Genomic DNA, 24,353 nt, shown 5'->3' with positions numbered 1-24,353 from the left:
AGGCTAAATCATTTTAACGCTCATTTCATAAGGCCGACTCTGCCACCGCACGAGAGCCCCGTTCGGGTCTGACGATATCTTAAACAAAAAAGCCATGCACGTTTTTTTTGTGCATGGCTTCTAAACTTATGCTGTATACTCTATAGCTTTTCAACTACTTCCAAAGGCAACTTCAGGCTTTTGGCAATTTGCTCGTTGCTTAAAAGTCCTGTTTCTTTTAAAGATTTAGCTGAATCCAGCTTCTCTTGATCTGCCTTTGCTCGTTCTTTTTCTGCAGCCTATTTACTAATATTTTTAGTAAAAAATATTCTTTTATTTCAAATAATAAAACGAAAAAGTGAAACAATCATATTCCTTAGCCTGTACATTGATTCGATTTCTCTCTAAATTTCACGATTGTTAATAGAACATGAAACTGTTTCACGAATTGGATCTCGGGTTATATGAAAGTGAATAGAAGACAACTTTCTGCGGGAGCGCCTGTAGTTTTGATTCTTTAGTCTAATATTTATCGAAAAACTAGTCTAGAAACCTAAGTATTCCTTCGACGGCTTTCCAGTTCTTTTTAAACTTTTTCTTGCCTTCATCCGTGTAAAAACAATAGCCGCCCCGACATTTAAATACAACATGCCGACATTTGAACACTTTTAATTTTTCAAACAGTCGCAATTTTGCCACATAAAATTTGAAGAAGATGGAGGTTATATTAATTACAGGTGCAACAAGCGGAATTGGTGAAGCATTAGCATACCGACTAGCAAAGAAAAAACACAATTTGCTTTTGGTTGCACGAAATGAACAAAAACTGAAACAGCAAAGCGAACAACTATCAAACCAAAACGGAATTACAGTAAGTTACATTGTTGCAGATTTGAGCAAACCCGAAACCGCATATTATGTCTTTGAAGAGGCTAAAAAGAGAAACTTGTCGGTAAACGTTCTGGTGAATAATGCAGGAATTGGTTCAAGTGGAGAGTTTGTAAACAACAATTTGCAGTCCGAGTTAGAAATGTTGCAATTAAATAATTCTTCATTGGTTGCACTTTGTCATCTTTTCCTGCCCCAAATGAAAAACAACAAAAATGGAACTATTATAAATGTCGGTTCTATGGCTTCCTTTTTCCCAAGTCCATATATGAGTGTTTATGCGGCTTCCAAAATGTTTGTCCGTTCATTTACCCAGGCATTGACCGAAGAATGCAAACCTTATGGAGTAAATGTAATGTTGTTTTGTCCGGGACTTACGAGTTCCAATTTTATGAATACTGCTGCCAACAATAATGAATGGGGAAAAATACTTGTAAAAGGTGCGTATACACAGACACCTGAACAAGTTGCCGCAGAAATGATAAAAGCATTGGAAAAGAAAAAAACATTTCATGTTTCAGGATTTCAAAATGCAATGTTAGCAAAAATAGGGTCTTTAATTCCATACTCTACTATTACGAGCGTTTTTGCTCAACGAAAAAGAAAAGAAATGGGATTGTAATTTATAAATTTGAACTTATGAACAAGCAGGAAGTTGCAACGGTAAATATTCGGTCATTGGCACAACAACATCAGCTATTGGGTTTAGCGAAACCGAGACATCCTTTGTTTAGTTTACTGCGATTTGAAGATTTCCCAAAAAATGAAGTGGAACAACGCACAAAATTAGTTTCGGATTTATATCAAATCACGCTTAAAAAAGATTGCCCTTGCAAAACGCAATACGGGCAAACGCAATACGATTTTGACGAGGGGGTCATGTCTTTTTTTTCTCCGAAGCAAGTGAACATTTTAGAAGTAGGCAATTTTATTCCGCAAACGGGTTGGTTGCTGTCCGTACATCCCGATTTTTTGAGAGGTTACCCCTTATCGCAAAAGACAAAAACGTATGACTTTTTTCATTATGCTGTTAACGAAGCTCTGATATTGTCAGATGAAGAACAAAAGTCCATTGAAGCCATTTTTTTACAGATAGAAAAAGAAACAAGCTTACCGATAGACAAATTTAGTCAGGATGTAATTATTTCAAACATTGATTTATTGCTTACGTACTGCAATCGTTATTATCATAGGCAGTTCATTACACGAAAACAAAATAGTAGTGAACTTTTAAGCAAATTTGAAAACTTGCTAAATGCTTATTTTGCGGAAACGGAAAACGGTTTACCGACTGTAAACTACTTCGCTTCTAAACTTAATTTATCACCAAAGTATTTGAGCGATTGTTTAAAACAACTCACCGGTCAAACCGCACAACAGCACATTCACGACAAATTGATTGAAAATGCTAAAGAAAAACTGACAAGCACCGGACTTTCAGTAAGTGAAATAGCGTATCAATTGGGTTTTGATTATCCGCAATCATTCAGTAAATTATTTAAACAAAAAACCGAAATGTCGCCTTTAGCATTCCGGCAAAACTTTAACTGATAACTACTTCAAGTATCACGCGCTCGTGAATACGCATTCCTCGGATTCGAAAACCTATAGTTATTGGCTAAGCGCGAATTGTGTTCGGGGTTATTGGAAAGTGAACAGAAGATCAACTTTCTGTGGGAGTGCTGGAAGTTCTTATTATTTTACGCTCATTCCATAAGGCTGTTCTGCGATCGCACGAGAGCCTCTTTAGATTATGTGGTAATTAACAAAAAAGCCATGCTTGTTTTTTCAATGCATGGCTCAAATATGTATAATAAATAGATTAGTCTATTTATTCTTATTATCTAGTTTGGCGCGAATTTTTTGAACGAATTCAATTGATACCTTTGCGGCTCTGGCGGCTTGCTCATCGGTAAAGCCGAACTCAAGCAATAAATTTTCAACAAACTCTTTACTCTTTTTTTGTTCGCCCTTTTGTATTCCTTCTTTTGTTGCTCTATCAAGCATCAGTTCTTCTATGCCCATAGCTTCGCTCCTTCCTTTAACCGTTTGTATTTGTTTATCAAAAATAACATTATTATACTGATTATCAAAATGCACATAATACTTCAAAAAATTCATTAATGCTCTGATCTTCTTACTGCTAAGCTGTGCCTTCGCCAACTTTCGCAATAGCGTTCCTTTGAATTCCAGCAGCTCGCTATCTTTTTTCTCGCTGTCCTCTGCCCTATTGCCAACAAAAGCGCTCCTACCAACCAGTACCGCAAGAGCAAAGGGATTATCACTCTGTAGTAACTCTTGCTCATTAGAATGAGCCAGCTGGTATGTATTAAAGCGATAAGTTAAACTGGTTCCTTGATAGCTGGTTTCGTATCTATCAGGTCGCTTCATCTTGTATCCGTCCGTAAAGATGGCATAGGCACTGATACGTCGGTTGTATTTGTCCAATATCCTGTAATAGTAAGTGAACATACGCCTGGGGAAATCCTTTTGATACCTTCCTTGTACTTCTACATGAATCAGTATCCATTCCTCCTTCCCTTCCCAGGTGTTTACTCTTGCCAGCTTGTCCACAACCTTCGGCGAAAATTCATCTTCTTCGGGCGGGAATAACTGCTCGAGTTCTTTATCGAGAAAGGCGATGCCCTTTTTCAGGTCGTATATATCATCAGCCTCGGGATGCATGAAACGAAGGAAGTCATCGAAGATCTCTTCCAATATCCCCTTCCATAACAGATCGTCTTTTTTTGCCATCGACAGGTTCGGCTTTGGTTCTATGGCAAAGATACTGAAAACAACGGAATATTACTAATATTTTTAGCACAAAACATTTACAAGGTATTAACAATATTCAATCCCTTCGCAAATCTGTTTTCTTTAATTGTGTTACTCAAAAAGAGAATTAGTCATTTTGCTTTTTAACAAATTTCAGCGTCTTAACGGCTTCTAAAACTGCTTTCTGATTCTCTGGCTTTAAATCATGTCCACTTAACTGGAATCGGACGTTGTTGTTACCTACAGCCCATAAGCTATCGAAATAGACCCCCGTTATGCCATTGCCAGCTTGCTTTGGTTCTACGATTTTAGCGGTTCGTCCATTAACTTCAAATTGAGAATAGTTGTTTACATAAAACTCATCTGGATTCTTACTTGTATCAACCTCCGCGACAATATGTATATAAGGCTCTTTCAGCAGCCTTTTATCAAAATACCGGGTGGAAGATTTAGGTATTAGTACAATTGATTCTTCTAATGAATTGGAGTAGAATCCTAAATCAAAAGACAAGGTATCTTGCTTATCAATAGCAATCTGTCCTACATAAGAATCGATCCCTTCCGCCTGTACAGGTTCCCATGTTTTCGGGACTTCAATACTGAAAGATTCAAAGTTGAGCGTTTTAGTATCGGAACACGAGGAGACAATAATAGTTGCCAATAGGCAGCAACACTGTAATCTGCGAAAAACCCTATCTAATTTTAATAACACACACATTTATTTCTTTAATCGAAAGCTAAACGGAATATTAAAATCTGCTTTCCCGCAATCCTCTGGAATTGTATCCTTAGTTTACATAGCTAGTCAGCAATTATTTTCCAAAGTTAATCATTTATATACTACTTTTTTAAGCCCATCATATTGGAGGATAACTTTGGATTGCATGAAGCCTCTTCATTTTCTCTTCCTGTTTTTTTATGGACCTAAATAATCTTCGAATCAGCTTGCGGAGCTTACTCCCTCCGGCTTCCTCTGAAGTCGATTTAATTTCGCAAGCTGAATCACTTGCATTTGAAGTGGGATCACCTAGATTGAATAGCCAGTCACCACTCTTTTCGTAGAAATCGGTTATACTTTTCATAATCTAAAATCAGACGTCTAAATAGCAGTCACTTAGGCAAATATAAGGTATTTTTTAAAATTGTCGGCAATTCGCTTGTTGCTCAGTAGTCCTGTACGAAAGGCAGTATGGTAAAGAATATCCGATCATTAGCGATTAATCGTCGTTAACATATGCCAGTATATCCCCTGGCTGACATTCCAAGGCCTTGCATATGGCTTCCAAAGTTTCGAACCTTATTGCTTTCGCTTTGCCTGTCTTCAATATTGACAAGTTGGCCAAGGTAATACCTACTTTTGATTGCAGTTCGTTGAGGGACATTTTACGTTTGGCCATCATCACATCCAAGTTTACTACTATAGCCATCTCTGTTAAATAGTTAATCGTTGCTCTTCCTGCATCATAGTGCCTACTTTATAGATAAATGCCAATATCAGCACAAATATGCCAATCTTGATATCTGCCAAATCATAGCGAAAGCTAGGGAAAGAGGTTACAATGTCATTTGCAAAATGATTTAATCTTTGCCAGCTGTATAGGGCGATGCCGATTTTTAGTATTCCATAAACGAGATATAAACATCCAATCAACGTAATTCGCTTTGTTATTCCTATTGTAAAAGGATTGGCCAGGTTAAGTTTGCTGACGGTGGACAATAAAAGTACACAGATCGTGAATGTAAACAGCGAAGGGGGGAAATCGTGATATCCTTTAACGTGTTGATACAGTATTCTGTCAATAATATTATCCGAATTGAAAATATAGGTTCCGCTATTAACCGAATAAATTCATAGATTTAGGATATGATTTAATTAATACAAATTTTTCTATATACCATTAAAGATACATTATTGATCCGTTAAAACTGACGAAAACAGCAAGTTCATTAGCCGTCATAATTCTATTGAGCTATGAAGAGTTAGAAAAAGATTTTTGATTTTAAAAAAATGAGAAGATTTAGGAAAGTATAAATTTCCTCCTATCGACGATTTGGCAAGTGTATCTACGCTATTACGTTTGAAACTTTTAAAAAATAACTTAACTTCATACCAATTATAACTTCCTATTTTATGATACAACGAATAAGTCTGTTAAGTACCGTACTTATTTCTCATCTGCTGTTAAACTGTCTGCTTGTCTCAGCGCAGGAAGACGATTCTGTAAAATTTACGGCTATTGAGGATAGTGTCATTTCTATAAGAATGCAGAAAATGCTCGGTAGCGGCCCTGATGGCAACATATCCTTTTCAATAGGGGTACAAATGGATTATCCTGAAGAAATAAAGGTCTGTAACCCTAATGTCACCGGTATTCCGGAAAGCATTCGCCAGGCAACTGCTTCCTTTTTAATATTGGATAATTTTCAATTCTATTTTCAAAATTATATTGCAGGAAAAATGCCTAAAACTTATTTCCTGCAGGAAGCAAAAAAAGCCGGATGGGATTTAAAGGATACCCTGTTCCTTTCTCGCGAACCCCTGCAGTGTGTACTGCAATTTGTTACGGGTTTAAACGACAAAGGTGAAGCCATTTTTATTGCAGATATTAATGGGAATAATGATTTCTCTGATGATGCGATAAAACGCTTATCGAGTTTAGCTCATTTAACGTATGGGGCGTCCCCGATTCCCGTTCCGGTGGATTACAGTGAAAGCGGTCAAATTCTTAAAGATACAGTGCATATAATTTTAGCAAGCCACGAAAAGGACAGTGAGGGTAAACCCATGCTTACTATAACGTATCCTGAGTTTTATTACCGAAAAATATACAGTAACGGGATCCCTTATTACTTATGCTGTGGGCGTTCAATCGGTGATCCGCTTAGATTGTATGTCGTGCCGGAACAACCGAATTTCAGTCCAATGCAAAGGGACAAAGGTTACAGATTGGGCGATCTGATCCAATTAAATGGTAATTCATTTATTTTCAAAAATAGTTTGAGTCACGGCAGGATAATACGTTTGGAAGGGAAAGGCCTAGGCGCCATTCAGATCGGTCAACAGCAGCCCGGATACGCAGATGTAACCCGCGCAGATATCGATACGAAATCTGTGAGAAATCAAGTAGGTTTTATCGCCCCAACGGTAGCAGGTACAAATATAATCGATAACAAAAAGATCAATACCGATAGCCTCAGGGACCGCTGGGTTTTTATCGACTTCTGGAGCACTACCTGCGGCCCATGCATAGAGGAGTTTCCAAATCTGAAAAAGCTGTACGGAACGGTGGATAAAAGCAGGGTTGAGTTCATTGCTGTGGTTGATGAGCGTCGTGGAGCTAGCCTTCAGGAATTGATGAGGAAACATGAACTTCCCTGGCCTACACTTAAGATGGGAACCGGCACAACCATGGAAGGCTATGACATTTATTCTTACCCTACCACTGTACTGATTGATCCAAAGGGTAAAATTGTACGAAAGGATATACGCGGGGAGGAATTAAATAATGTATTGCAGGATTTGCAATTGTTGCAATAATTGGATTTCTAGGCCCCGGCAAGGCTAATCATTTTTACGCTCATTTCATAAGGCCGTCCTTACCATTGCACGAGAACCTCGTTTGACTTAACTGGACCCGAAACTATTTGCATGAATCGTATTTCGGATTATATGAAAGTGGCTTTTTTAAACATCATTCCTAACTATGCCCCCAAGAGGCTACGTATGACCTGATCAGAAAGCTCGGCGAAGCTCCCGGTGGTAATATGGATGTATTGTTACTCCGCTTTATGGATTATTGTCGGGTGAGGGATATCAAATGTTAAATATGGGATTGGCTCCATTATCGGGGTTTGACAAGAAGAAGAGAGTTATATATCTTTTTACTACCCACCATGATGGAACGCCGAGATTATGAGAATACCCTATTAAAAAAAAATAGACTTAACTTTTCATCCTATCGATCACATTTTTTTTGTAGAACTTTCCAATTGGAAGAACCGTACCATTTTTCAAAAACAATTCACCACCGGCAATTTTGGAAATTTCTCTCAGTGCAACCAAGTAAGATTTATGAATCCTAACAAAAAGCTTAGCATTCAATTTATCTTCAACTTCCTGTGTAGTGATTTGGCTGAGATACATTTTCTCAGCGGTGAAAAATTTAACGTAATTGCCGTAACTTTGAGTATAGAGTATAGCGTCAAATGGTAGTTTTAGGATTTCATTCTCAACTTTTAACACAATATCATCAGATTCTTCAGTAGGTATTTCCGGAGTCTTTTTAGCTGTGCCTAAACGGTTGATAACTTTATCAATAGCGGAAATAAAGGTTTTAAAATCAAAAGGCTTTACCAGATAGTCAACTACATCATATTTATAAGATTCAAGGGCATATTCTTTATAGGCGGTAGTGAGAATGACAAATGGCCTATTTGATATGGCTTCCAGCATTTCCATTCCTGTTAGACCGGGCATGTTGATATCGAGAAACATAATGTCTACCTTATTGCTGTACAGATATTCCGTTGCCTCGACGGCTGTATAAAAGGACGCATTCAGCTTAAGATGTTTAAGTTGGCTGATAAAGTGTTCCAGCACTAGGTGGGCTCCTTCTTCATCGTCAACGATGATACAATTTAATTGATTCATAAGAGTTGTTTTTCCAATGGGAGTATAAGGACAGTTTCATAAGTGGATTCCGATTGATTTTCGTTGAGCATAAAATCACCGTTATAGACAACAGCTAATCGTTGTTTAAGATTATTCAGCCCCACTTGGGTCGATGACTTTTTTAGATTTTCATCTGCTATCGAATTTTTTATTGTCATATATAACTGATCTTTTTTGAGCTCAATAGCAATATGTACAAACCAGGATAAGAGATTTTGGCTATGTTTAAAGCTGTTTTCTACCAGTATGATCAACAATAAGGGGGAAATTTGTAATAATTTAAGTTCGTCGGCCGAATGATCGCATGTAAACCGTATATCACATCTTTTGCCAATGCGCTCCCTTTCTAAATCAATGTAATTTCTGATGAAATTAATTTCATCCGCTAATGAAACTTTAGGGATAGTGCCATTTTCTATCTGGTAGCGCATCAGTTCAGATAATTTGACAATAAGTCCGGGAGTTCGGTCCGGTTCGGTTAAGCTTACCCCATAAAGGTTGTTGAGCATATTGAAGAAAAAATGTGGATTTAGCTGCGCATGTAGAAATTTGAGATTCATTTCATTGAGCAACATCTGGTCCATGCTCCGGCGTTGCACTTCCATGGCGTAACTCTGCATCAGTGATAAGGCCATAATGGTTGCCGTACTGATTACGCAAATAACAAAATGGTATAGAAAACTGAGCGCAAATTCATCAGGTTCGAAAAAATCGGGTTGTATCCAACGGATGTCGGCAATATAAAGGACAGTTGCCCCGACCAAGATCACGAATAAAGAATAGAAAATATAGATGATATATTTTTTAACTAAATAATACCTGAAGATAAAAAAGCGATGAATCTGTGCCTGGATGTAAAGGATCACAAAAAAGACAAATCCTTTTAAGAAATTTTCAGGAGAGTTGATAAATATCCACTCATGGAGCATCGTTAAAACAAACATGGCGCAGAAGATAATAACCTCCTGTATCCACCTTTTACCCATGCTGATTGTCGTACTATTCATAAAATAAGTGCCGAATTTAGATCATAATGATTAATACAAAGATTCACATTACGGCGATTTTATGCATCAAAGTTCCAAAACCAAATGTAAACCGGAAAATTAAAAGGACAAACGGTTTTCGACATTTAATTAGGCCCTTTCGTCAGTTTTATTTTTAATGCCGCTGCGGATAATCTTGTTTTGCGGTACTAATTTTTTGCAGATGAAAGAATTATTGAAGAATTTGAGGAAGCAGTTCATTTTGCTGCCGGTCTTGTTAATTACAACACTTGTAATGGCTCAGACAGCGGGAAATGAAGTTGAGATTAAAGGAACTGTTGTTAGTGCATCCGAAAATGTACTTTTGGCTGGGAGTACTGTTGTCGTAAAAGATGCTGCCGGCGGCATGATCGGCCGGGTGAGTACCCATAAAGACGGAACATTTCACTTAAAAGTCAAGCCCTTGTCAACGATTACCGTTGTCATCAATTATATTGGTTTTAACGAGTATAATTCAGGAACTATACTGCTATCTAACGAAGATCTCGATCTCGGACGAATATACCTAGATATAAAAAGCACCATGCTTGAGGGAGTTACGGTGGTAGCGAGTCGTAAAAAGCCACTGATTCAAAGTGCTAAAGATAAGCTCATCTATAATGCAGCTTCTGATATCAGTAACAAATCAGGAAATGCGGCAGATGTATTGCGTAAAGCGCCCATGTTGACTGTAGGTGCCAACGGTGATCTGAAACTTCGCGGAAATTCGAATATTATGGTTCTGATTAATGGCATCCCCTCACGTATAATGGCAAAGAACCTGAAGGAAGCATTAAAGATGATTCCGGCAAGTTCAATTGTCTCGGTGGAGGTGATGACAAATCCTTCTTCCAAATACGAAGCGGAAGGTGCTGCCGGCGTGGTTAATATCATTACAAAAAAGAAATTAAAAGGAACCAGCGGAACATTGGATATCACAGGTGGAAATCTGGAGCAGACAGGGAACCTTTCTCTAAATATGAGTTCGGGAAAATTCAATTTTTCAGCCATGGGAAATTATAGCCGGGAACGTGAAAGAACGACATCTTCTCTTACCAGAACGAACCTGAACAACGGAAAGCAGATCGGATCACTTTTTCAAGAATCTGATATGCGGCAAACGACTAAGGGTGGTTCTGCGAGCTTATCAGCTCAATATAAAATTGATTCCATGCAGACCCTTGAAGCAGGTTACTCCTATTGGAACGGTTCGTGGCCGCGAAAGGGAGGATTGTTTAATCGCTATACCAGTGCGAACCTGTATCAGGAATATCGACAAAAAAACCAGCAAAGCGGCAAATTCGATTTTTCTGAATGGGTTTTGAATTACCAGAAAAAATTTAAACAAGAAGGACAGGAATTACAGATTATAGGTCAGGCTTCTACGGCATCTGATGTTTCCAGTTATATCACTGAACAGTATAAACCGGATGGTAAACTAGCTTTTACGGAGAGGGGACCAAATAATGGGAAGGAAAAAGAGTGGAGTATTCAAGCCGACTATTCCCACCCATTTGGGCAGGAAGGTAAGTCATCGCTGGAGACAGGTTTAAAATATTTGGGAAATACCTCCAGAAGCACGTACGAGGTTATTAATAGTTCACTGCCAGTAGATCCCAATCGCTCGGGAAATATGCAGTATAGGCAGCAATTTTTTTCAGCATATGCTACCTTAAATTTTGATCTTGGAGACGAGTGGATTTTACGTCCGGGGATCCGCTTTGAAAATACGGACATCAATGCAACATTTCAGAACAACGCCCCTTACACGCGGAAGTTTTCTAACTGGGTACCCAATTTATTGGTGTTAAAGAAACTAGATGAACGTCATGAACTAAAGTTAGATTATAATGAACGAATCCGCCGTCCATGGATCATGGATCTGAATCCCTATGCCAATGCCGCGGACCCGTTGAATATAACACAGGGTAATCCGTATCTGAAGCCTGAGCTTACCAGAAAGCTGGAACTATCGCATACCTATACAGGCAATGAGAATACATTATTCATGAGCAGTCTGTATTATAGTTCCAATAAAAGTGCAGTAGAACAGATTGCCAGAGTTAATGAAAAGGGGGTCTCGTACACTATGCCGGATAATATTGGTGAAAGCACACGAATGGGACTGAACTTAAACACCGTTTTTAATCCAGTTAAAAACTGGACTGTCAATGCAGGGGCTGAAGTATTCCATTTAAAATTCCGTAGTAATTCACTGGGGCTTAAAAACGATGGGACATTTTTCAGTTCTAGTATCAGCAATTCGATCAATTTGGCAAAACAATTTCAGTTTAGTGCGACTGCGGATTATGGAAACGGTTTTATCACTTTGCAGGGTAAAAATACCGCTAATTACTCTTACCGTTTTGCGGTGAAGAAGGATTTTATGAATAATATGGCGAGTCTTACGCTGGCCGTCATCAACCCGTTCCAGAATAATTTCAAGGAAACAGTGTATGCTTTTGCTCCTACGTTCCAAAGTACGCAGATCAACAGATTTTACAATAGAGCAGCAACGTTAACTTTTAGCTGGCAGTTCGGAGGGTTGCGTGCTTCAAACAATAATGATAGTCATTTTTCCGATCAGTCCTATGATAAATCTCCTAGGACTAGAAGGAGATAATCTATCAAATTGCTAAGAGGCTGCTTGGAAATGTACACACGATTAAAGGCAAACAAAATAAAAAGCTCAGGCTCATTACTGAAAATAGGTCTTGCCAGGCATCAACCCCGAAAAATATACGTAGTATAATAGCATAAAGTACGGGGATTAACAGTACTTTGATGGTGGTTGACAGGGATTTCTTCATAGGCCGAGAGATACCGATAGTTTTTTTGTGTTTTTGCGTTAGCTTTATGTTGATCTAGTTTTACTTTGCGAATGTAAGCATTATCAACAGGAATCTTTTAATTTTCAGGTTTGTCACTATTGAGAAGAAGAAAGCAACATAAAGTCTAAATTAGACGACATAATATTTTAAATGTATACGGTTTGCGTCGAGTACACACCTTTAAATATGGCAGTTCAAACATTACCTTTTAGTACCCTCATCGCTGTTGACAGACAGTCCGCAATACCTATTTTCAGACAGGTTGCAAATAGTTTGGTGGAACTGATAAAGAATGGAAAACTAAAACCTGGGTATCAATTACCAGCAAGTCGGGATATGGCGTCAATGTTAACATTAAACCGTACAACGGTAGTTGCTGCCTATGAAGAACTGCAGGCTCAGGGTTGGCTTGAAGCGATAAAGCGGAAAGGCAATTTCGTTGCGCAGCAGTTACCGGTAATGAGCCCCAAGTCGTTCGACATAGGCACCTCAGCGAAATTTCAATCAAAGGACCAAGATATCTTTTATCGACAGGTGGCTATTCGAAAACCAATAACCAGGCAGCTAAAACCTTACCAGCTGATGATTAATGATGGTTATCCTGATGCCAGAATTGCACCGGTAGACCTGATCGTTGATCGGTACAAATTTTTATCAAGAAAAACGAATGTTCATGATAGGTTATTAGCTGACGGCTCAAAGGGTAGTATATCGTTAAGAACAGAGCTTGCTCTTTTTTTGTCCAAGACCAGAGCCCTCGATATTACTCCTGAGCAAGTGCTGATTACTCATGGTGCACAATTGGCAATAACTGTCGCGGCCAGTATGATACTCCAGCCTGGTAGTACCGTTGTTGTAGGCGACCTTAATTACGTCTTGGCAGATAGGCTTTTTGAACAGCTAGGCGCTAAGCTTATAAAAGTTAAGGTTGATCAGGATGGTATTGATGTCGATGCAATTGAAAATATCTGCAAGCAATCAACACCGAGTCTGCTTTACATCATTCCACACCACCACCACCCCACAACGGTTACGCTCAGTGCCGAAAGGCGAGTCAAACTTTTAGACATTATTCGCCGCTATCGTCTTCCTGTAATCGAAGATGATTATGACTATGATTTTCACTACGCAAGCGCCCCTATATTACCTTTAGCCAGTGCTGAACACGATGGCTACGTTCTTTACATTGGCTCAATTTCTAAAACATTGGCTCCAACTATCAGGCTGGGATATTTAATTGGCAGTGAAGACTTTATATGGCAAACATCGAAGCTAAAACAAGTTCTAGATATTCGTGGTGATGTATTATTCGAAGAATCTGTTGCTCATCTTTTCAACATCGGCGAAATGCAAAGGCATTTGAGAAGATCTGTAAAACTATACAAAAGAAGGCGGGATGAGTTCTGCGAACTATTAAATTCTTCTTTGGGAGATATTGCCAATTTCAGTACTCCTAATGGGGGTATGGCAGTTTGGACTTTATTTGATCCTAAATACTCCATACCCCAACTCTCAGAAAGGCTTGCTACCCAAGGTATATACATGAACGATGGCAGCATCTATAAATATAAGCATGACGTCAATGGAATAAGGTTTGGCTTTGCCTCGCTGAATATGAGTGAAATGCAATCTTTCGCAAATGCACTAAAACGATCCCGATAAACGTCCTAATGGAAGACTTAGCTCTATGCTTAAGTGAGAGCCCTGTCCTCTGTTGAAATCTAGAATCCTATGATAAAATTGTTTCAATATTATAATCCGATAGATTTTGTAAAGGTTCTCAATGTAATTATTATGACTTTCTTGTCCAATCATCGAACCTTATCTTACCTGGATAAAAATCGCCGGCAGGAACCAATCCTGACTTTGGCATGCTATGGAACATGTATTTGTCATCCTCGTTAGCTACCACAACTTTATCTTCACCTTTCACCTTCAAATAGTTTTCCACGAAGTTGTTCATCAATCCGCGGTCAGGCCCTGCTATTTCAACGATCTTATTTTTAGGCTGTTCCAAAGCGAACATTACCACATAATCTACAACATCTTGCAATGCGATCGGTTGATAGTCAATTGTTGAAACATGGACGTTCCGGCCTTCGCCCTGAACAGCGATGATGGTGCTTACATGTTCATGAAATTGTGTTGAACGGATGATAGTATAGGGTATGCCTGATTCGATTACGGCATCTTCCTGATACTTTTTTGCTTGCAGATACCCTATATGTTGTGCGCGGTCTGTTCCGACAATAGAAAGTACGAGATGGTGCTTAATAGCTGCAAGCTTTTCAGCTCTAATTAGATGTTCAGCAGCCGTGCGAAAAAAATCCAAAGCGATCTGATCATCTGGCGATTGAGAATTAGAAAGATCGATTACGATTTCAGTTCCCATCAAAGCTTTTGCCAGTCCTTCCCCCGTCAGGACATTAATGCCGGATGAGGGCGCTCCAACAATTACCTCATTACCCATACTTTCCAATGTTTTACTTACTCCTTTGCCCACAAGGCCGGTTCCTCCGATTACTAAGATTTTCATGATTCATTTATTTAAATAAAACTTGATCAAACAAAAACAGACGCCAATTATAAATACGAAGCTACTGCCTTGTTTATTTACAAAATACGAGATAAAACAGATAGAGATGACCATCCAATATTCAGATTTGTGACAGTCCAGGTTTTGCATTCAACTAAATAGAATAACAATATCATTTTAAATGTATTGGGAATTGACGTGGCTTCGTTGTGTATAACGGTGTAGGCTTACCAAAGTTAGGACAGCATAAAATTCAGATAAAAATAATTTCCGCAAATTACTTTTACACTACGACTGGCACTTTGTAAAAATGCGACAAATTAAAGTAATGATGGTGAAAGTCCCGTATTTCGTTTGATGTCATTGCTAAGATGTGAATGATCATAATAACCGCATTCAAATGCAATATCGAACAAGCTGCGGTTTTGCTTCGAATCTTTGATTAAAGACAAAGCATGCTGAAAACGAATAATGTTCGAATATTCTTTTGGTGATAGTCCGATGAGCTTTTTAAAATTCCGCTCCAGTTGTCTTACGGTTGTAAAATTTCTTTTCGCCAGATCGTAAATGTTAGCTGTTCCGTTTGATGAATGTATATGATCAATAACAGCACGTAATGGATTGGTTTTGGTTTTTATTCTTTCGGAATAAAAATGGTCAAAATAATTGAATGGATTTTCAAATGCTTTATCAACACGAAATGAATTGGATTTTTCTAACTCGACCGTGTCATTTGTCAGTTCATTTTGTGAAGCGTAGCTATAGAAATTCGCAAAAGTTGCCGGTTTTAGGCACACACCAATTAAATGTGTATCGTTATCAATAAAGCTGTCTTTAAAAGAATTCATTGCACCCACTACGTACGTCTTCCCAAATTCCATCGAAAGCGCCCCGTTATCTGTCAGGCATTTATTTCCTAAATTCAGTATAATGCCCGCACAGCCATCCGGAAAAACCCGTTCCCATTGCTTTTCATTTTCAGCTCCCTTCAGTTCCCAATAAAAATGAATGAAGTGTTCCAATTCTTTATAAGGCTTTATTTTTTTGTATTTCATCGGTTTCTATGGTGTCGTTCAATGCAATGAAGGTTTGTGTTTCCGGATTTTGCCGTCACATTATAAAAGTGAAAAATCATTAATTGCATTTATTTTTATACTTTATTTTCAATTTTATCAAAATAGTTCATCACTTTTTTGTCTGTGTCGTTTTGTAACCTCACTTTGCTGTCAAAAAGTTCCGTCCTTAATTGTCTGTATAAGGATACTCCGTTTCTCAAACTAGCTAATAATGATTGCCGATCATAGGTTGGAATCGTGCGTTTTAACTTTTCTAAATCTGCGGATTCCAGTTCTGTTTCTACTTTTCTAACACCACGAGGTAAATTGTTATTTTTGACATGGAGCAACGGTCCAAAAACAACCATTCGCAAAAATCCCATAAAGTCATATGCTTCAAAATATTCTCCCCGCCCTATTTTTAGCAATGCGTAATGGATCCAAGTCCAAAAACGATCTTCAATCCATTGATAGTCGGGGTAAGGGAACTTCGCTTCTGTGTGCTGCATTGCTCTTTCAAGTTGCCTATCTTTGTCGATTAGCAAAGTTGGAGTTTCAATACGGACTTGAAATTCGTCAAGTGTTAAAAATTTTATATCTACGTGCAAAAGAGGATTGTCATAAAGACAAATCAATAATCTCGGTTCGCCAACATGCTCACCCGTAAATCCCGACAAAAAATCCCCTAATCTTTTTGCATAGTCGAGCATACGATTGCTGTCGTTGGAAATTTTTTGTTTCGTTACCAGAATTAGGTCGAGGTCAGAAAATTCATCTATTTCATTGGTCAGCCACGAACCGGCAACAGCCAAACCAATCACGTTGTCGTCCGGCTCTAAAATCTCTTTAGCTTTGTCAGCAAATTCTCGTTGTATCATTGTATCACTGTCATTTCTTCAGGTTACCTGTAACTAATAAATACACGTAATGCGGATTAAAAATAATTGTCAGCATTAGTTTCAAATTTACAAAATAAATTCTTCCGTAATTAGGCCGTTCTGCGATCGCACGAGAACCTCTTTGGATTATGTGGTAATTAACAACAAATCACAGATCGTTCAGAAATTCAATAAGGATTTCTTTGTTCGGTTCGCTATCGAAATAATGTCTGAATCCAAAGTCGCTCAAAGGATCGATAAATCCCCCATGTTTGGAATAGTTTATTGCTGTCATCGCTTATAGATTTGGTCTGGGGCTAAGATACGTTTCGATATATCAATTATAATCATAAACTTTAATCAATCCCATGCGCAGATTCATTTTTAGGCTTAATTGTATTGGGTAGCATTGACAGCATTATCCAAACAATTACTAAGCAAAAAACACCCGTTGCCAATCCTATTTGCAGTGCTAATAGATAGTCATTTTTACCCATGTTACTTTCTAATATAGCATAAAAAATACCCCCTATGATACTAATCCCCAATGCGGATGCCGTTTGCTGAAATGTTGAAAATATTCCCGAAGCAACGCCAGCGTCTTTTTCATTAATATTGTTTAGCACCACGTTTAGTAAAAAGGGTAAAACAAAGCCATTACCTAAGCCATATAGTGATAAAAATAGCATGGATACGATCGGCCTGTCAAAATTAGTGAACAAGAAAATCTGCAATAAAAAGGATAGTAATATGATACCCAGACCAAGTTGTAATACACGTTTTCCATACTTTGGAAGTAGTTTAGCGGCAATCATGGATGATATCATAAAGAAAATGGCGTGAGGTACAAAATACATTCCACAAGTTAATGCATCAACTCCCAAGCCACTCTGTAAATAAACCGCAATTATTAACAAATACGCCGTATGGAGCATGAAATGGAATAATACAGCAAACAATCCAATCTTGAAATCCATCAGTTGGAAAAGTGAAACGTCAATAAGAGGATATTGTTTGTTTGCTAATTTCCTTTTTTGAATGATAACAAAAGATATTAGAAGAAGTACTGATGAAAGCAACAACAGATAAAACCACGAAGGAAAACCATGTTCCCGGCCTTCAGTCAAGGCGTATATCAAACATGCTAAGCCAATCGTTAACACGAAAGCTCCTGCATAATCAAATTTAACTTTTCCAAGCCTTGGTGTTTCGGTTAAATAAAAATGAATTGCTAAAAGTGATAAAATACCAACAGGAAGATTGATGAAAAATATTAAACGCCAGCCCGCTACAATAAAATGGGTCTCTGCCAAATATCCTCCCAAAACCTGTCCTATAATAGCTGCAATACTTAATGTTATTCCATACCATCCAATAGCAACAGCTCTTTCTTTGCTATCAGTAAATAAAATCTGGATTAATGAGATGGATTGAGTGACCATAAATGCCGAACTCACACCCTGAAAAAAACGAGCTATGTTTAATTGTGTTGCATTTTGGCTTAAACCACAAATGCATGATGTGATTGTAAAAGTCAACATTCCCCAAAAGAAAATTTTCTTTTTACCTAAGAAATCTCCTGCTCGTCCTCCCGTTATCAGAAAACAGGCACTTCCTAACAAATACGACGCGATAACAAGCTGTATTTCTCCGTCAGAAGCATGTAGATTGTTTTTAATGGTTGGTATAGCTATATTGACGATAAAAATATCAATAACATACAATAAGGGCGCAGTAAGCACAACAACAAGTGCAAACCACTTATTAACAGTAGCATTCATGATAGTGAAAAAATAAATCGATAAATTTTAAGTGGAGTGGAGTGGATTAGGAATTTTGCTTTTCCAATTCTAAAACCATTTTTTTTGCCGGATGCCGCCGCTATATCCGGTAAGATTTCCATCGGTGCCGATGACATGATGACAGTGAATTAAGGGATAGCAAACTTTACAAGCCCTGTATCCTTTTAAGATACAGTCTTTGGTAGTTTTAAAAAACTCAATATTCTCCGGTTTAGTTTTTTTGGTAGTGCAAGATGGGCGACAAAATATCCTTGTAGTTTTTAGCGCTCTATAAAAGATACCTTCATAATTGATATCCTTATCTATAACTGCTTTATACATTTGCTCAAAACTTAGTTTCATGACCTAATTACTTTATTTACTGAGCAAATATAGAGCTGTATAAATTGCCGGACAACCGGAAATTTGACAAGTATTTTTTTATTTATTCACATACATAAATGAACTTTGTCCACAAAAGATATGAGAGCATAACCGTATTTATCAGTTCCAATCAACATATTCGCGTATTACAGATTTTTATCAATAAGTGAAGTGATATTATTTTTAACTTGCCTTAATGGACGAAATGATTGACTATTTTCTGCATTTCGGTAATCTCAATAAATAGCAGACTGTCCTAATAGTAAGTAGAAGGCAACTACTCGAATTAAAAAAATTATTTTTCTGATGGGTACTTGAATAAGCCTACCCTCTTACTTTTACTAGCAAGTCATGCGGATAGCCTAACACGATTTTGCTTAATTCATCCAATCGGGAAAGTTCTTCAGGGTTTAATTCTATCTCTGCTGCTTTTAAGCTGTCTTCCAAATGATTAATATTACGAGCACCCGCCAATGGAAAATGACCAGTGGATAACGCCCAGGCAAAAGCAACCTGCCCCGGCTTTGCGTCATGTTCTTTGGCCACTAACTCCAGGTAGTTAAGAATCTCCTTCGTAATATCATCCTCCCGTTGCGCTTCATCAGCTATTTTGGCTAAGCGCCCGGTTGCACCGTTCCTGTATTTACCGGTTAATAAACCGCCGGCAAGCGGAGAATAAAGCATGGTTCCTAATCCAAACTCTTTGGCCATTGCCAGAAATTCCCGATCTGCTGTTCGTTGTACCAAATTGTATTCAATCTGGATAGCGTTCAATGGAATCGAGGAGGCAATCGCAGCAGTTTTCCAGGCAGGGAAATTGGTTAACCCCATATAAAGCACCTTGCCGCATTGTACTAAATCTTCCAATCCGCGGGCAATTTCCTCCCAAGGGGTACAACCATCGTCATAATGAGGCATATAAATGTCGATATAATCGGTTTGCAATCTTTTGAGGCTTGCATCCACGGCCTGACGCATCGCTTTACGGTGATTTCCGAAATTGCTGATACCAGGATTCGGACGGCTACTTCGCGTATATTTTGTGGAAATAATAAAATCCTGGCGTTGACCTTTCAGAAATCTCCCGATGATTTCTTCCGATTCGCCCAACTGGTATCTATCGGAAGTGTCGATAAAGTTACCGCCTGCCTTGGCATAGCTTGTTAGGATACCGTGTGCTTCCTCCGGAGTTGATCCATAACCGCTGCGGATGCCCAAACCGGCTCCGCCTAGAATAATTTCACTTGCATACAGACCGGTGCGTGTGCCGAATAATTTGTACTTCATTTTTTTTGTTTACTTTTATTATACAAAAGTATCTGAAGGTAATTTTGTGTGCAATAACGGATAAATTTGTCCGTATCCGAATCGTTTAGCAATTGGACTTATGTATCAAAAGAAAATACCGGTGATGCTGGATTGTGGCCTGCATCTTTTTATGGAAGTGATGAGCGGAAAATGGAAAATAAGTCTTCTTTGGAGCATTTACCACGGCATCAAACGACCGGGAGAAATTCACAGAACCCTATCCAAAGCTTCCAGAAGAGTGTTGGATGTACAGCTGAATCAATTGGTAGCACATGGTTTAATTTTAAAGAAAGATTATAACACCAAACCCTTTAAAGTGGAATACGAATTGACGGAACTAGGCAAATCACTTATTCCTGTTATTGAATCAACTGCCCGATGGGGAGAAGAAAACAGAGAAATTTTAGAAGAGCGGATTTTATCCGAAGGAGTGTAATGAAGTGTTACGTTTTTTTCTCTCCGCAAAAAACAACCTAAAGCAAGGTAAGTTCATTAATCCAAAAATGGTTCCCGACTAACATGATGCTATGAATTCGGACCGTATATTCCTGATTTTGTTTCCCTTAATAAAACAGGTACAGAAATGCTTACCAAAGATTAGATCAGCATAGTTGATGGTGCACCACCTTAAAAGAGTTGCCAAAATAGCTTATTAGGTAGCCGACGGACGGGATTCCTTACAGCTAAACACCTCCGAAGCTAAAATTGGCAACCAGTACCTTTATCAAAGATTCTATATTTGGATCAACTACAATTTATTAGCGGGCTATTAGGAAATGGATGATCTTTTCTTATACAATCAATATCAAAAAATAAAGACTTTTATGTATCAAGCTGTCTAGCGAGAGGTCTTATGGGGGGCAGAAAGCATATCACTGTTTTGAGATGTTGGATGTTTTATGTTGTAACGCCCTGATGTTTTTTGTGCCAACCTCATCCATCCATTGATCAAAAGTTGTCAAGCTTGGCATCCATTGATTAATAAGCGAATAATCTATTGGATCGTAGCCTTCCTTTTCGATCATTTCAACCAGTTGCGCGAATGTTTTGCTTTGTTGATATAATAGCTCTTGGGGAACTTGTATAAACTCAATGGATTGGTTTAATTTACTTTCCAGCAGCTGTAAAATTTGCTTTGGCGTGTACAGGTCGCTTCCTAAATCAATCGTTTTCCCTTCGAATTGTTTTTGATTTTGAAATACAATTCTGGCAAAGGTTCCTATATCCTTTGTGGCTATATAGGGAATAGCCCGATCTTCGGGTAGCGGATTTATAAATTTTCGTTCTCCCAAACCGAAACTTGGCAGCAAAAGATTTTCCATAAAGGATGCTGGCCTTATAACCACGCCGTTTAACCCGCTGGCCCATAAGTATTGTTCAATACTGAATTTGAATTTTGGACGGAACGTTGCTTGTTTATCTGATGCCATGACGGAAGAATATACAACGAAATTGACTCCGCATTCTTTGGCTACCTCTAAGATCTGAATTCCCATCGCTGCTTCCTGTTCATCAGTCTCTTTGCTGGATATCCAAACCGGCGGCAGCACAAGATATAGTCCGTCCATGGTTTGCAACGTTGGGCGTAAAGCATCAGCGTTTTCCAGATCTCCTTGTAATAAATGAGCACCTTTGCTTTTTAAATGCTGTGCTTCCGGACTATTTGGATTTCGGGTTAAAGCAGTCACGTCGAAACCATGATCTAATAACTCTAAAACGGTGGCGCTTCCTTGATTTCCGGTAGCACCTGTAACAAAAATCTTTTTCATTTTCTGTAATATATTGGACAAAGGTATTTCGGGATACCGTTATATTTGCGTTTAGTTTCCTCAAGGAAAGCGCTATGGAGAAAAAGATAAAGCCCTGTATCGACGATGAAGAAATGTTGAATAAAAGATTTTTGGCATTGCGAGACACCTTAGAATTATTTGGAGGTAAATGGAGGTTCTGTTTACTTCTTAATATTTATTATCATGAGCGATTACGGTTCAAGGATTTTTTTGAAGTTTCAAAGGGTATTTCCCCAAAAGTGCTAAGTAAGGAATTGACAATTCTGGAGGAACACCAACTTGTTCAGAAAGTTGTCGAATACACGCCTACGCAAGATATTGCGTATTATCAACTCACTTCCCATGCGCAGATGATTTGGCCGGTTCTGAATAGTTTGATCGAGTTTGGACTCTCAAACAGAAAAGAGGTAATTGGGGCCATCTTAAAAAGTAAATCTTGATGGTATTTTTTGTTGAACGGGTGATGTAAGATCAATACCCTCTACTTCGCTTCTTCACATGATTTTTCGACCATGACAAACCTAAATCATCTTTGCGCTCATTCACTAAGGTCAACCCCCGTGATATAACGGCTGTGTTTAAAATATAGTTCTTTTTTATTAAATTTGAGCAAAGCGGTAATAGAATGGGTAATGTAGCAAAATCGTCAAATAGGTTGTCCAGTATAATGGAAAGAAACGCAGTCAGCAAAGCGGCAAAGAAAGCATCGTCACGCGCTGCGAGGATTTCCAAAGCATTAGAGATCCCAGTTCAAGTAATCATGAAGGGCACTTTGATCGAAAAGTCCGCTGACGGATCTGTTAGGACAATTAAAAAAATCAAAAAATCACCTAGTAATATAAAACTCAAAAAAGGAGCGACGTTATGCCTAAAGCCAAAAGGCTAAGGGTTTTTGCGGGCCCGAATGGATCTGGCAAATCTACCTTGTTCGAAGATATCAACCAGCAATTTGATACAGGCTATTTCGTAAATTCAGACGCTATCGAAAAAGAAATCAGTTCGACAGGCTTTGTTAATTTAGAAAATTTTGGATTAAGCCTTACGGAAAAGGATTTGCATTCTTTTTTTCGGAAGCCCAATACGCAATCGCTTCTGGAAAAATCTGCGGCTGAGGGACATAAAATTGATATTCAGATTAAAGAAAACGTAATCGTTGATAGGTCACGGGATACACATAGTTATGAAGCTTCACTTATAACCTCTTTCATTCGTAAACACCTACTGGAAAAAGGGATTTCCTATTCTTTTGAAACGGTGATGAGTCATATTTCAAAATTGGATGAAATTCAAAATGCCAAAGATTTGGGGTATAAAACTTATCTTTACTTTGTATGTCTTGATGATAGTCAGCTTAATATTTCTCGCGTACAAAACAGGGTAGAAAAAGGAGGGCATGCTGTTCCGAAAGATAAAATTATCACACGGTATACGCGAACTTTAGAAAATCTTCTACCAGCAGTTCTATTAGTACAAAAGGCGTATCTATTTGACAATTCCGGGCAAACCATGCTTCTAGTCGCTGAAGTAAAAGATGGACAACTAACTATTCTTGTGGAAGAAGAGAAACTTCCAAACTGGTTTATAGAGTATATCGTAAATAAAGTTAAATAGCACGGGGCAAAATCTATGTATGGCTGGAGCTTAAAGCCAGCTTGCTATTGCCGGGAAGTCGTCGTTCGGACGGCAAATAGTATTCTTAAACAGAAAGCCATGCGTGTTGTTTAATGCATAGCTCAAATATGCATGATAAATAGATGTATTTAGCCTATTTCTTCTTCTTGTTTAATTTCAACCAGCATATTGGCATATTACAGTTTTTATCAAATGGTAATTAAGTAAAGTGATATTATGTTTAACTTGCCTTAATGGAAGAAATGATTGAATATATGCTGCGATTTGGCAACCTTAATAAACAGCAAATCGATCTGGTCGTAAGTAAAGCGCAACCACGCGAATTAAAAAAAGAGGATTATTTCTCTGAAGCGGGGAAAGTGCCAAAGGAGGTTGGCTTTGTAGTTGAAGGTGTTATCCGTGGCTGTTATTACAATAATAAGGGTGATGAAATTACACGTTGTTTTATTAGTGAAAACAGCTTGGTATGTGATTATGTTAACTTGGAGGCAAACACTTCATCTTCTGAGTATCTACAAGCCATTACAGATTGTAACCTTATTGTATTTTCAAAAAAAGATTGGGAAGAACTCTCCCATATTATCGTTGGTTGGGATAACATTAAGAATAAAATGGTGCAACTATGTATGTACCAAAAATCCAGAAAAGGCCCCGTTATATCGCAAGATGCTACCACAAGATATTTAGAATTTATGGAAAATTTCCCATCGCTCATCAATCGTATTCCACTGGCTTATATTGCCTCGTATTTAGGAGTAACTCAACAATCTCTTAGCCGAATACGGAAAAATATCCGGTAATATAACTTTTTACTATTGG

At 38.2% G+C, this 24,353-nt stretch carries 25 protein-coding genes; 9 read left to right on the top strand and 16 right to left on the bottom strand.

Translation table 11 applies throughout. The features are described 5' to 3' along the window. Window positions 1–694 precede the first annotated feature (694 nt). A complete protein-coding gene (locus tag M1D52_RS09355) occupies window positions 695–1,489 on the top strand; it encodes an SDR family NAD(P)-dependent oxidoreductase (RefSeq protein ID WP_437392328.1) in 795 nt (264 codons plus the stop codon). Between the two features lie 17 nt (window positions 1,490–1,506). Then, window positions 1,507–2,418, top strand: coding sequence for a helix-turn-helix domain-containing protein (locus M1D52_RS09350; protein WP_377612870.1), 912 nt, complete (start codon window positions 1,507–1,509; stop codon window positions 2,416–2,418). Between the two features lie 276 nt (window positions 2,419–2,694). Here the strand turns inward: M1D52_RS09350 and M1D52_RS09345 are convergent, their stop codons facing one another. From M1D52_RS09345 to M1D52_RS09325, 5 genes are all read right to left on the bottom strand, one after another. Beyond that, a complete protein-coding gene (locus M1D52_RS09345; protein ID WP_437392326.1) occupies window positions 2,695–3,621 on the bottom strand; it encodes an RpnC/YadD family protein in 927 nt (308 codons plus the stop codon). Between the two features lie 148 nt (window positions 3,622–3,769). Further along, window positions 3,770–4,354 carry a hypothetical protein gene (locus M1D52_RS09340; protein ID WP_130855184.1) on the bottom strand — a complete coding sequence of 195 codons (585 nt, stop codon included), beginning with the start codon at window positions 4,352–4,354 and terminating at the stop codon, window positions 3,770–3,772. Window positions 4,355–4,499: 145 nt separating this feature from the next. Next, entirely contained in the window at window positions 4,500–4,724 is a 225-nt protein-coding gene (locus M1D52_RS09335; RefSeq protein ID WP_130855183.1) for a hypothetical protein, read from the bottom strand. Window positions 4,725–4,859: 135 nt separating this feature from the next. Then, complete coding sequence (locus M1D52_RS09330; protein WP_130855182.1) at window positions 4,860–5,069, bottom strand: helix-turn-helix domain-containing protein; 210 nt, start codon at window positions 5,067–5,069, stop codon at window positions 4,860–4,862. A 5-nt stretch (window positions 5,070–5,074) separates the two neighbouring features. Continuing rightward, window positions 5,075–5,293: a hypothetical protein gene (locus M1D52_RS09325; protein ID WP_437392324.1), complete on the bottom strand. Its 219-nt coding sequence runs from the start codon at window positions 5,291–5,293 to the stop codon at window positions 5,075–5,077. Between the two features lie 480 nt (window positions 5,294–5,773). Between M1D52_RS09325 and M1D52_RS09320 the strand changes: the two genes are divergently transcribed. Beyond that, the gene (locus M1D52_RS09320; RefSeq protein WP_437392322.1) at window positions 5,774–7,180 is read left to right on the top strand and encodes a TlpA family protein disulfide reductase; all 1,407 of its coding nucleotides are present in this window, start codon (window positions 5,774–5,776) and stop codon (window positions 7,178–7,180) included. Window positions 7,181–7,585: 405 nt separating this feature from the next. On the opposite strand, the gene M1D52_RS09315 is transcribed toward M1D52_RS09320, so the two are convergent. Together M1D52_RS09315 and M1D52_RS09310 are read right to left on the bottom strand one after the other, a co-directional pair. After that, window positions 7,586–8,293, bottom strand: coding sequence for a LytR/AlgR family response regulator transcription factor (locus tag M1D52_RS09315; RefSeq protein WP_437392321.1), 708 nt, complete (start codon window positions 8,291–8,293; stop codon window positions 7,586–7,588). Then, window positions 8,290–9,321 (bottom strand): sensor histidine kinase, encoded by a 1,032-nt coding sequence (locus M1D52_RS09310; protein WP_437392319.1) that lies wholly within the window; start codon window positions 9,319–9,321, stop codon window positions 8,290–8,292. Before M1D52_RS09310 ends, M1D52_RS09315 begins: the two co-directional genes overlap by 4 nt. Window positions 9,322–9,523: 202 nt before the next feature. Between M1D52_RS09310 and M1D52_RS09305 the strand changes: the two genes are divergently transcribed. Both M1D52_RS09305 and M1D52_RS09300 read left to right on the top strand, forming a co-directional pair. Then, a complete protein-coding gene (locus M1D52_RS09305; RefSeq protein WP_437392317.1) occupies window positions 9,524–11,962 on the top strand; it encodes a TonB-dependent receptor domain-containing protein in 2,439 nt (812 codons plus the stop codon). Between the two features lie 394 nt (window positions 11,963–12,356). Then, a complete protein-coding gene (locus M1D52_RS09300; protein WP_437392316.1) occupies window positions 12,357–13,832 on the top strand; it encodes an aminotransferase-like domain-containing protein in 1,476 nt (491 codons plus the stop codon). Window positions 13,833–13,962: 130 nt separating this feature from the next. On the opposite strand, the gene M1D52_RS09295 is transcribed toward M1D52_RS09300, so the two are convergent. From M1D52_RS09295 to M1D52_RS09265, 7 genes are all read right to left on the bottom strand, one after another. Next, the gene (locus M1D52_RS09295; protein WP_437392314.1) at window positions 13,963–14,706 is read right to left on the bottom strand and encodes an SDR family oxidoreductase; all 744 of its coding nucleotides are present in this window, start codon (window positions 14,704–14,706) and stop codon (window positions 13,963–13,965) included. Window positions 14,707–15,026: 320 nt separating this feature from the next. After that, window positions 15,027–15,761: a DUF6597 domain-containing transcriptional factor gene (locus tag M1D52_RS09290; protein WP_437392312.1), complete on the bottom strand. Its 735-nt coding sequence runs from the start codon at window positions 15,759–15,761 to the stop codon at window positions 15,027–15,029. Window positions 15,762–15,856: 95 nt separating this feature from the next. Beyond that, on the bottom strand, window positions 15,857–16,639 hold the full coding sequence (locus M1D52_RS09285) for a hypothetical protein (protein WP_437392311.1): 783 nt from the start codon (window positions 16,637–16,639) through the stop codon (window positions 15,857–15,859). Between the two features lie 169 nt (window positions 16,640–16,808). Continuing rightward, window positions 16,809–16,934, bottom strand: a complete 126-nt coding sequence (locus tag M1D52_RS09280) for a hypothetical protein (RefSeq protein WP_437393131.1) — start codon at window positions 16,932–16,934, stop codon at window positions 16,809–16,811. A gap of 61 nt (window positions 16,935–16,995) precedes the next feature. Beyond that, on the bottom strand, window positions 16,996–18,420 hold the full coding sequence (locus tag M1D52_RS09275; RefSeq protein ID WP_437392309.1) for an MFS transporter: 1,425 nt from the start codon (window positions 18,418–18,420) through the stop codon (window positions 16,996–16,998). Between the two features lie 69 nt (window positions 18,421–18,489). Then, window positions 18,490–18,762 carry an Ada metal-binding domain-containing protein gene (locus tag M1D52_RS09270; RefSeq protein ID WP_437393125.1) on the bottom strand — a complete coding sequence of 91 codons (273 nt, stop codon included), beginning with the start codon at window positions 18,760–18,762 and terminating at the stop codon, window positions 18,490–18,492. A gap of 366 nt (window positions 18,763–19,128) precedes the next feature. Beyond that, the gene (locus tag M1D52_RS09265; protein WP_437392308.1) at window positions 19,129–20,091 is read right to left on the bottom strand and encodes an aldo/keto reductase; all 963 of its coding nucleotides are present in this window, start codon (window positions 20,089–20,091) and stop codon (window positions 19,129–19,131) included. Between the two features lie 100 nt (window positions 20,092–20,191). Here M1D52_RS09265 and M1D52_RS09260 point away from each other — a divergent pair, with 100 nt between their 5' ends. Continuing rightward, window positions 20,192–20,548 carry a winged helix-turn-helix transcriptional regulator gene (locus tag M1D52_RS09260; RefSeq protein ID WP_130855164.1) on the top strand — a complete coding sequence of 119 codons (357 nt, stop codon included), beginning with the start codon at window positions 20,192–20,194 and terminating at the stop codon, window positions 20,546–20,548. 436 nt (window positions 20,549–20,984) lie between these two features. Here the strand turns inward: M1D52_RS09260 and M1D52_RS09255 are convergent, their stop codons facing one another. Further along, window positions 20,985–21,881 carry an NmrA/HSCARG family protein gene (locus M1D52_RS09255; protein ID WP_437392307.1) on the bottom strand — a complete coding sequence of 299 codons (897 nt, stop codon included), beginning with the start codon at window positions 21,879–21,881 and terminating at the stop codon, window positions 20,985–20,987. Between the two features lie 74 nt (window positions 21,882–21,955). Here M1D52_RS09255 and M1D52_RS09250 point away from each other — a divergent pair, with 74 nt between their 5' ends. Further along, window positions 21,956–22,342, top strand: coding sequence for a winged helix-turn-helix transcriptional regulator (locus M1D52_RS09250; RefSeq protein WP_377610777.1), 387 nt, complete (start codon window positions 21,956–21,958; stop codon window positions 22,340–22,342). 31 nt (window positions 22,343–22,373) lie between these two features. Here M1D52_RS09250 and M1D52_RS09245 read toward each other — a convergent pair whose 3' ends face one another. Then, the gene (locus M1D52_RS09245) at window positions 22,374–22,634 is read right to left on the bottom strand and encodes a hypothetical protein (protein ID WP_437392306.1); all 261 of its coding nucleotides are present in this window, start codon (window positions 22,632–22,634) and stop codon (window positions 22,374–22,376) included. A gap of 132 nt (window positions 22,635–22,766) precedes the next feature. On the opposite strand from M1D52_RS09245, the gene M1D52_RS09240 reads away from it, so the two are divergent. Beyond that, complete coding sequence (locus M1D52_RS09240; RefSeq protein WP_437363886.1) at window positions 22,767–23,513, top strand: zeta toxin family protein; 747 nt, start codon at window positions 22,767–22,769, stop codon at window positions 23,511–23,513. A 254-nt stretch (window positions 23,514–23,767) separates the two neighbouring features. Continuing rightward, the gene (locus M1D52_RS09235) at window positions 23,768–24,334 is read left to right on the top strand and encodes a Crp/Fnr family transcriptional regulator (RefSeq protein WP_437392305.1); all 567 of its coding nucleotides are present in this window, start codon (window positions 23,768–23,770) and stop codon (window positions 24,332–24,334) included. Window positions 24,335–24,353 lie beyond the last annotated feature (19 nt).

The organism is Olivibacter sp. SA151 (assembly GCF_054130995.1).
This window is presented reverse-complemented; position numbering and strand designations above follow the sequence as displayed.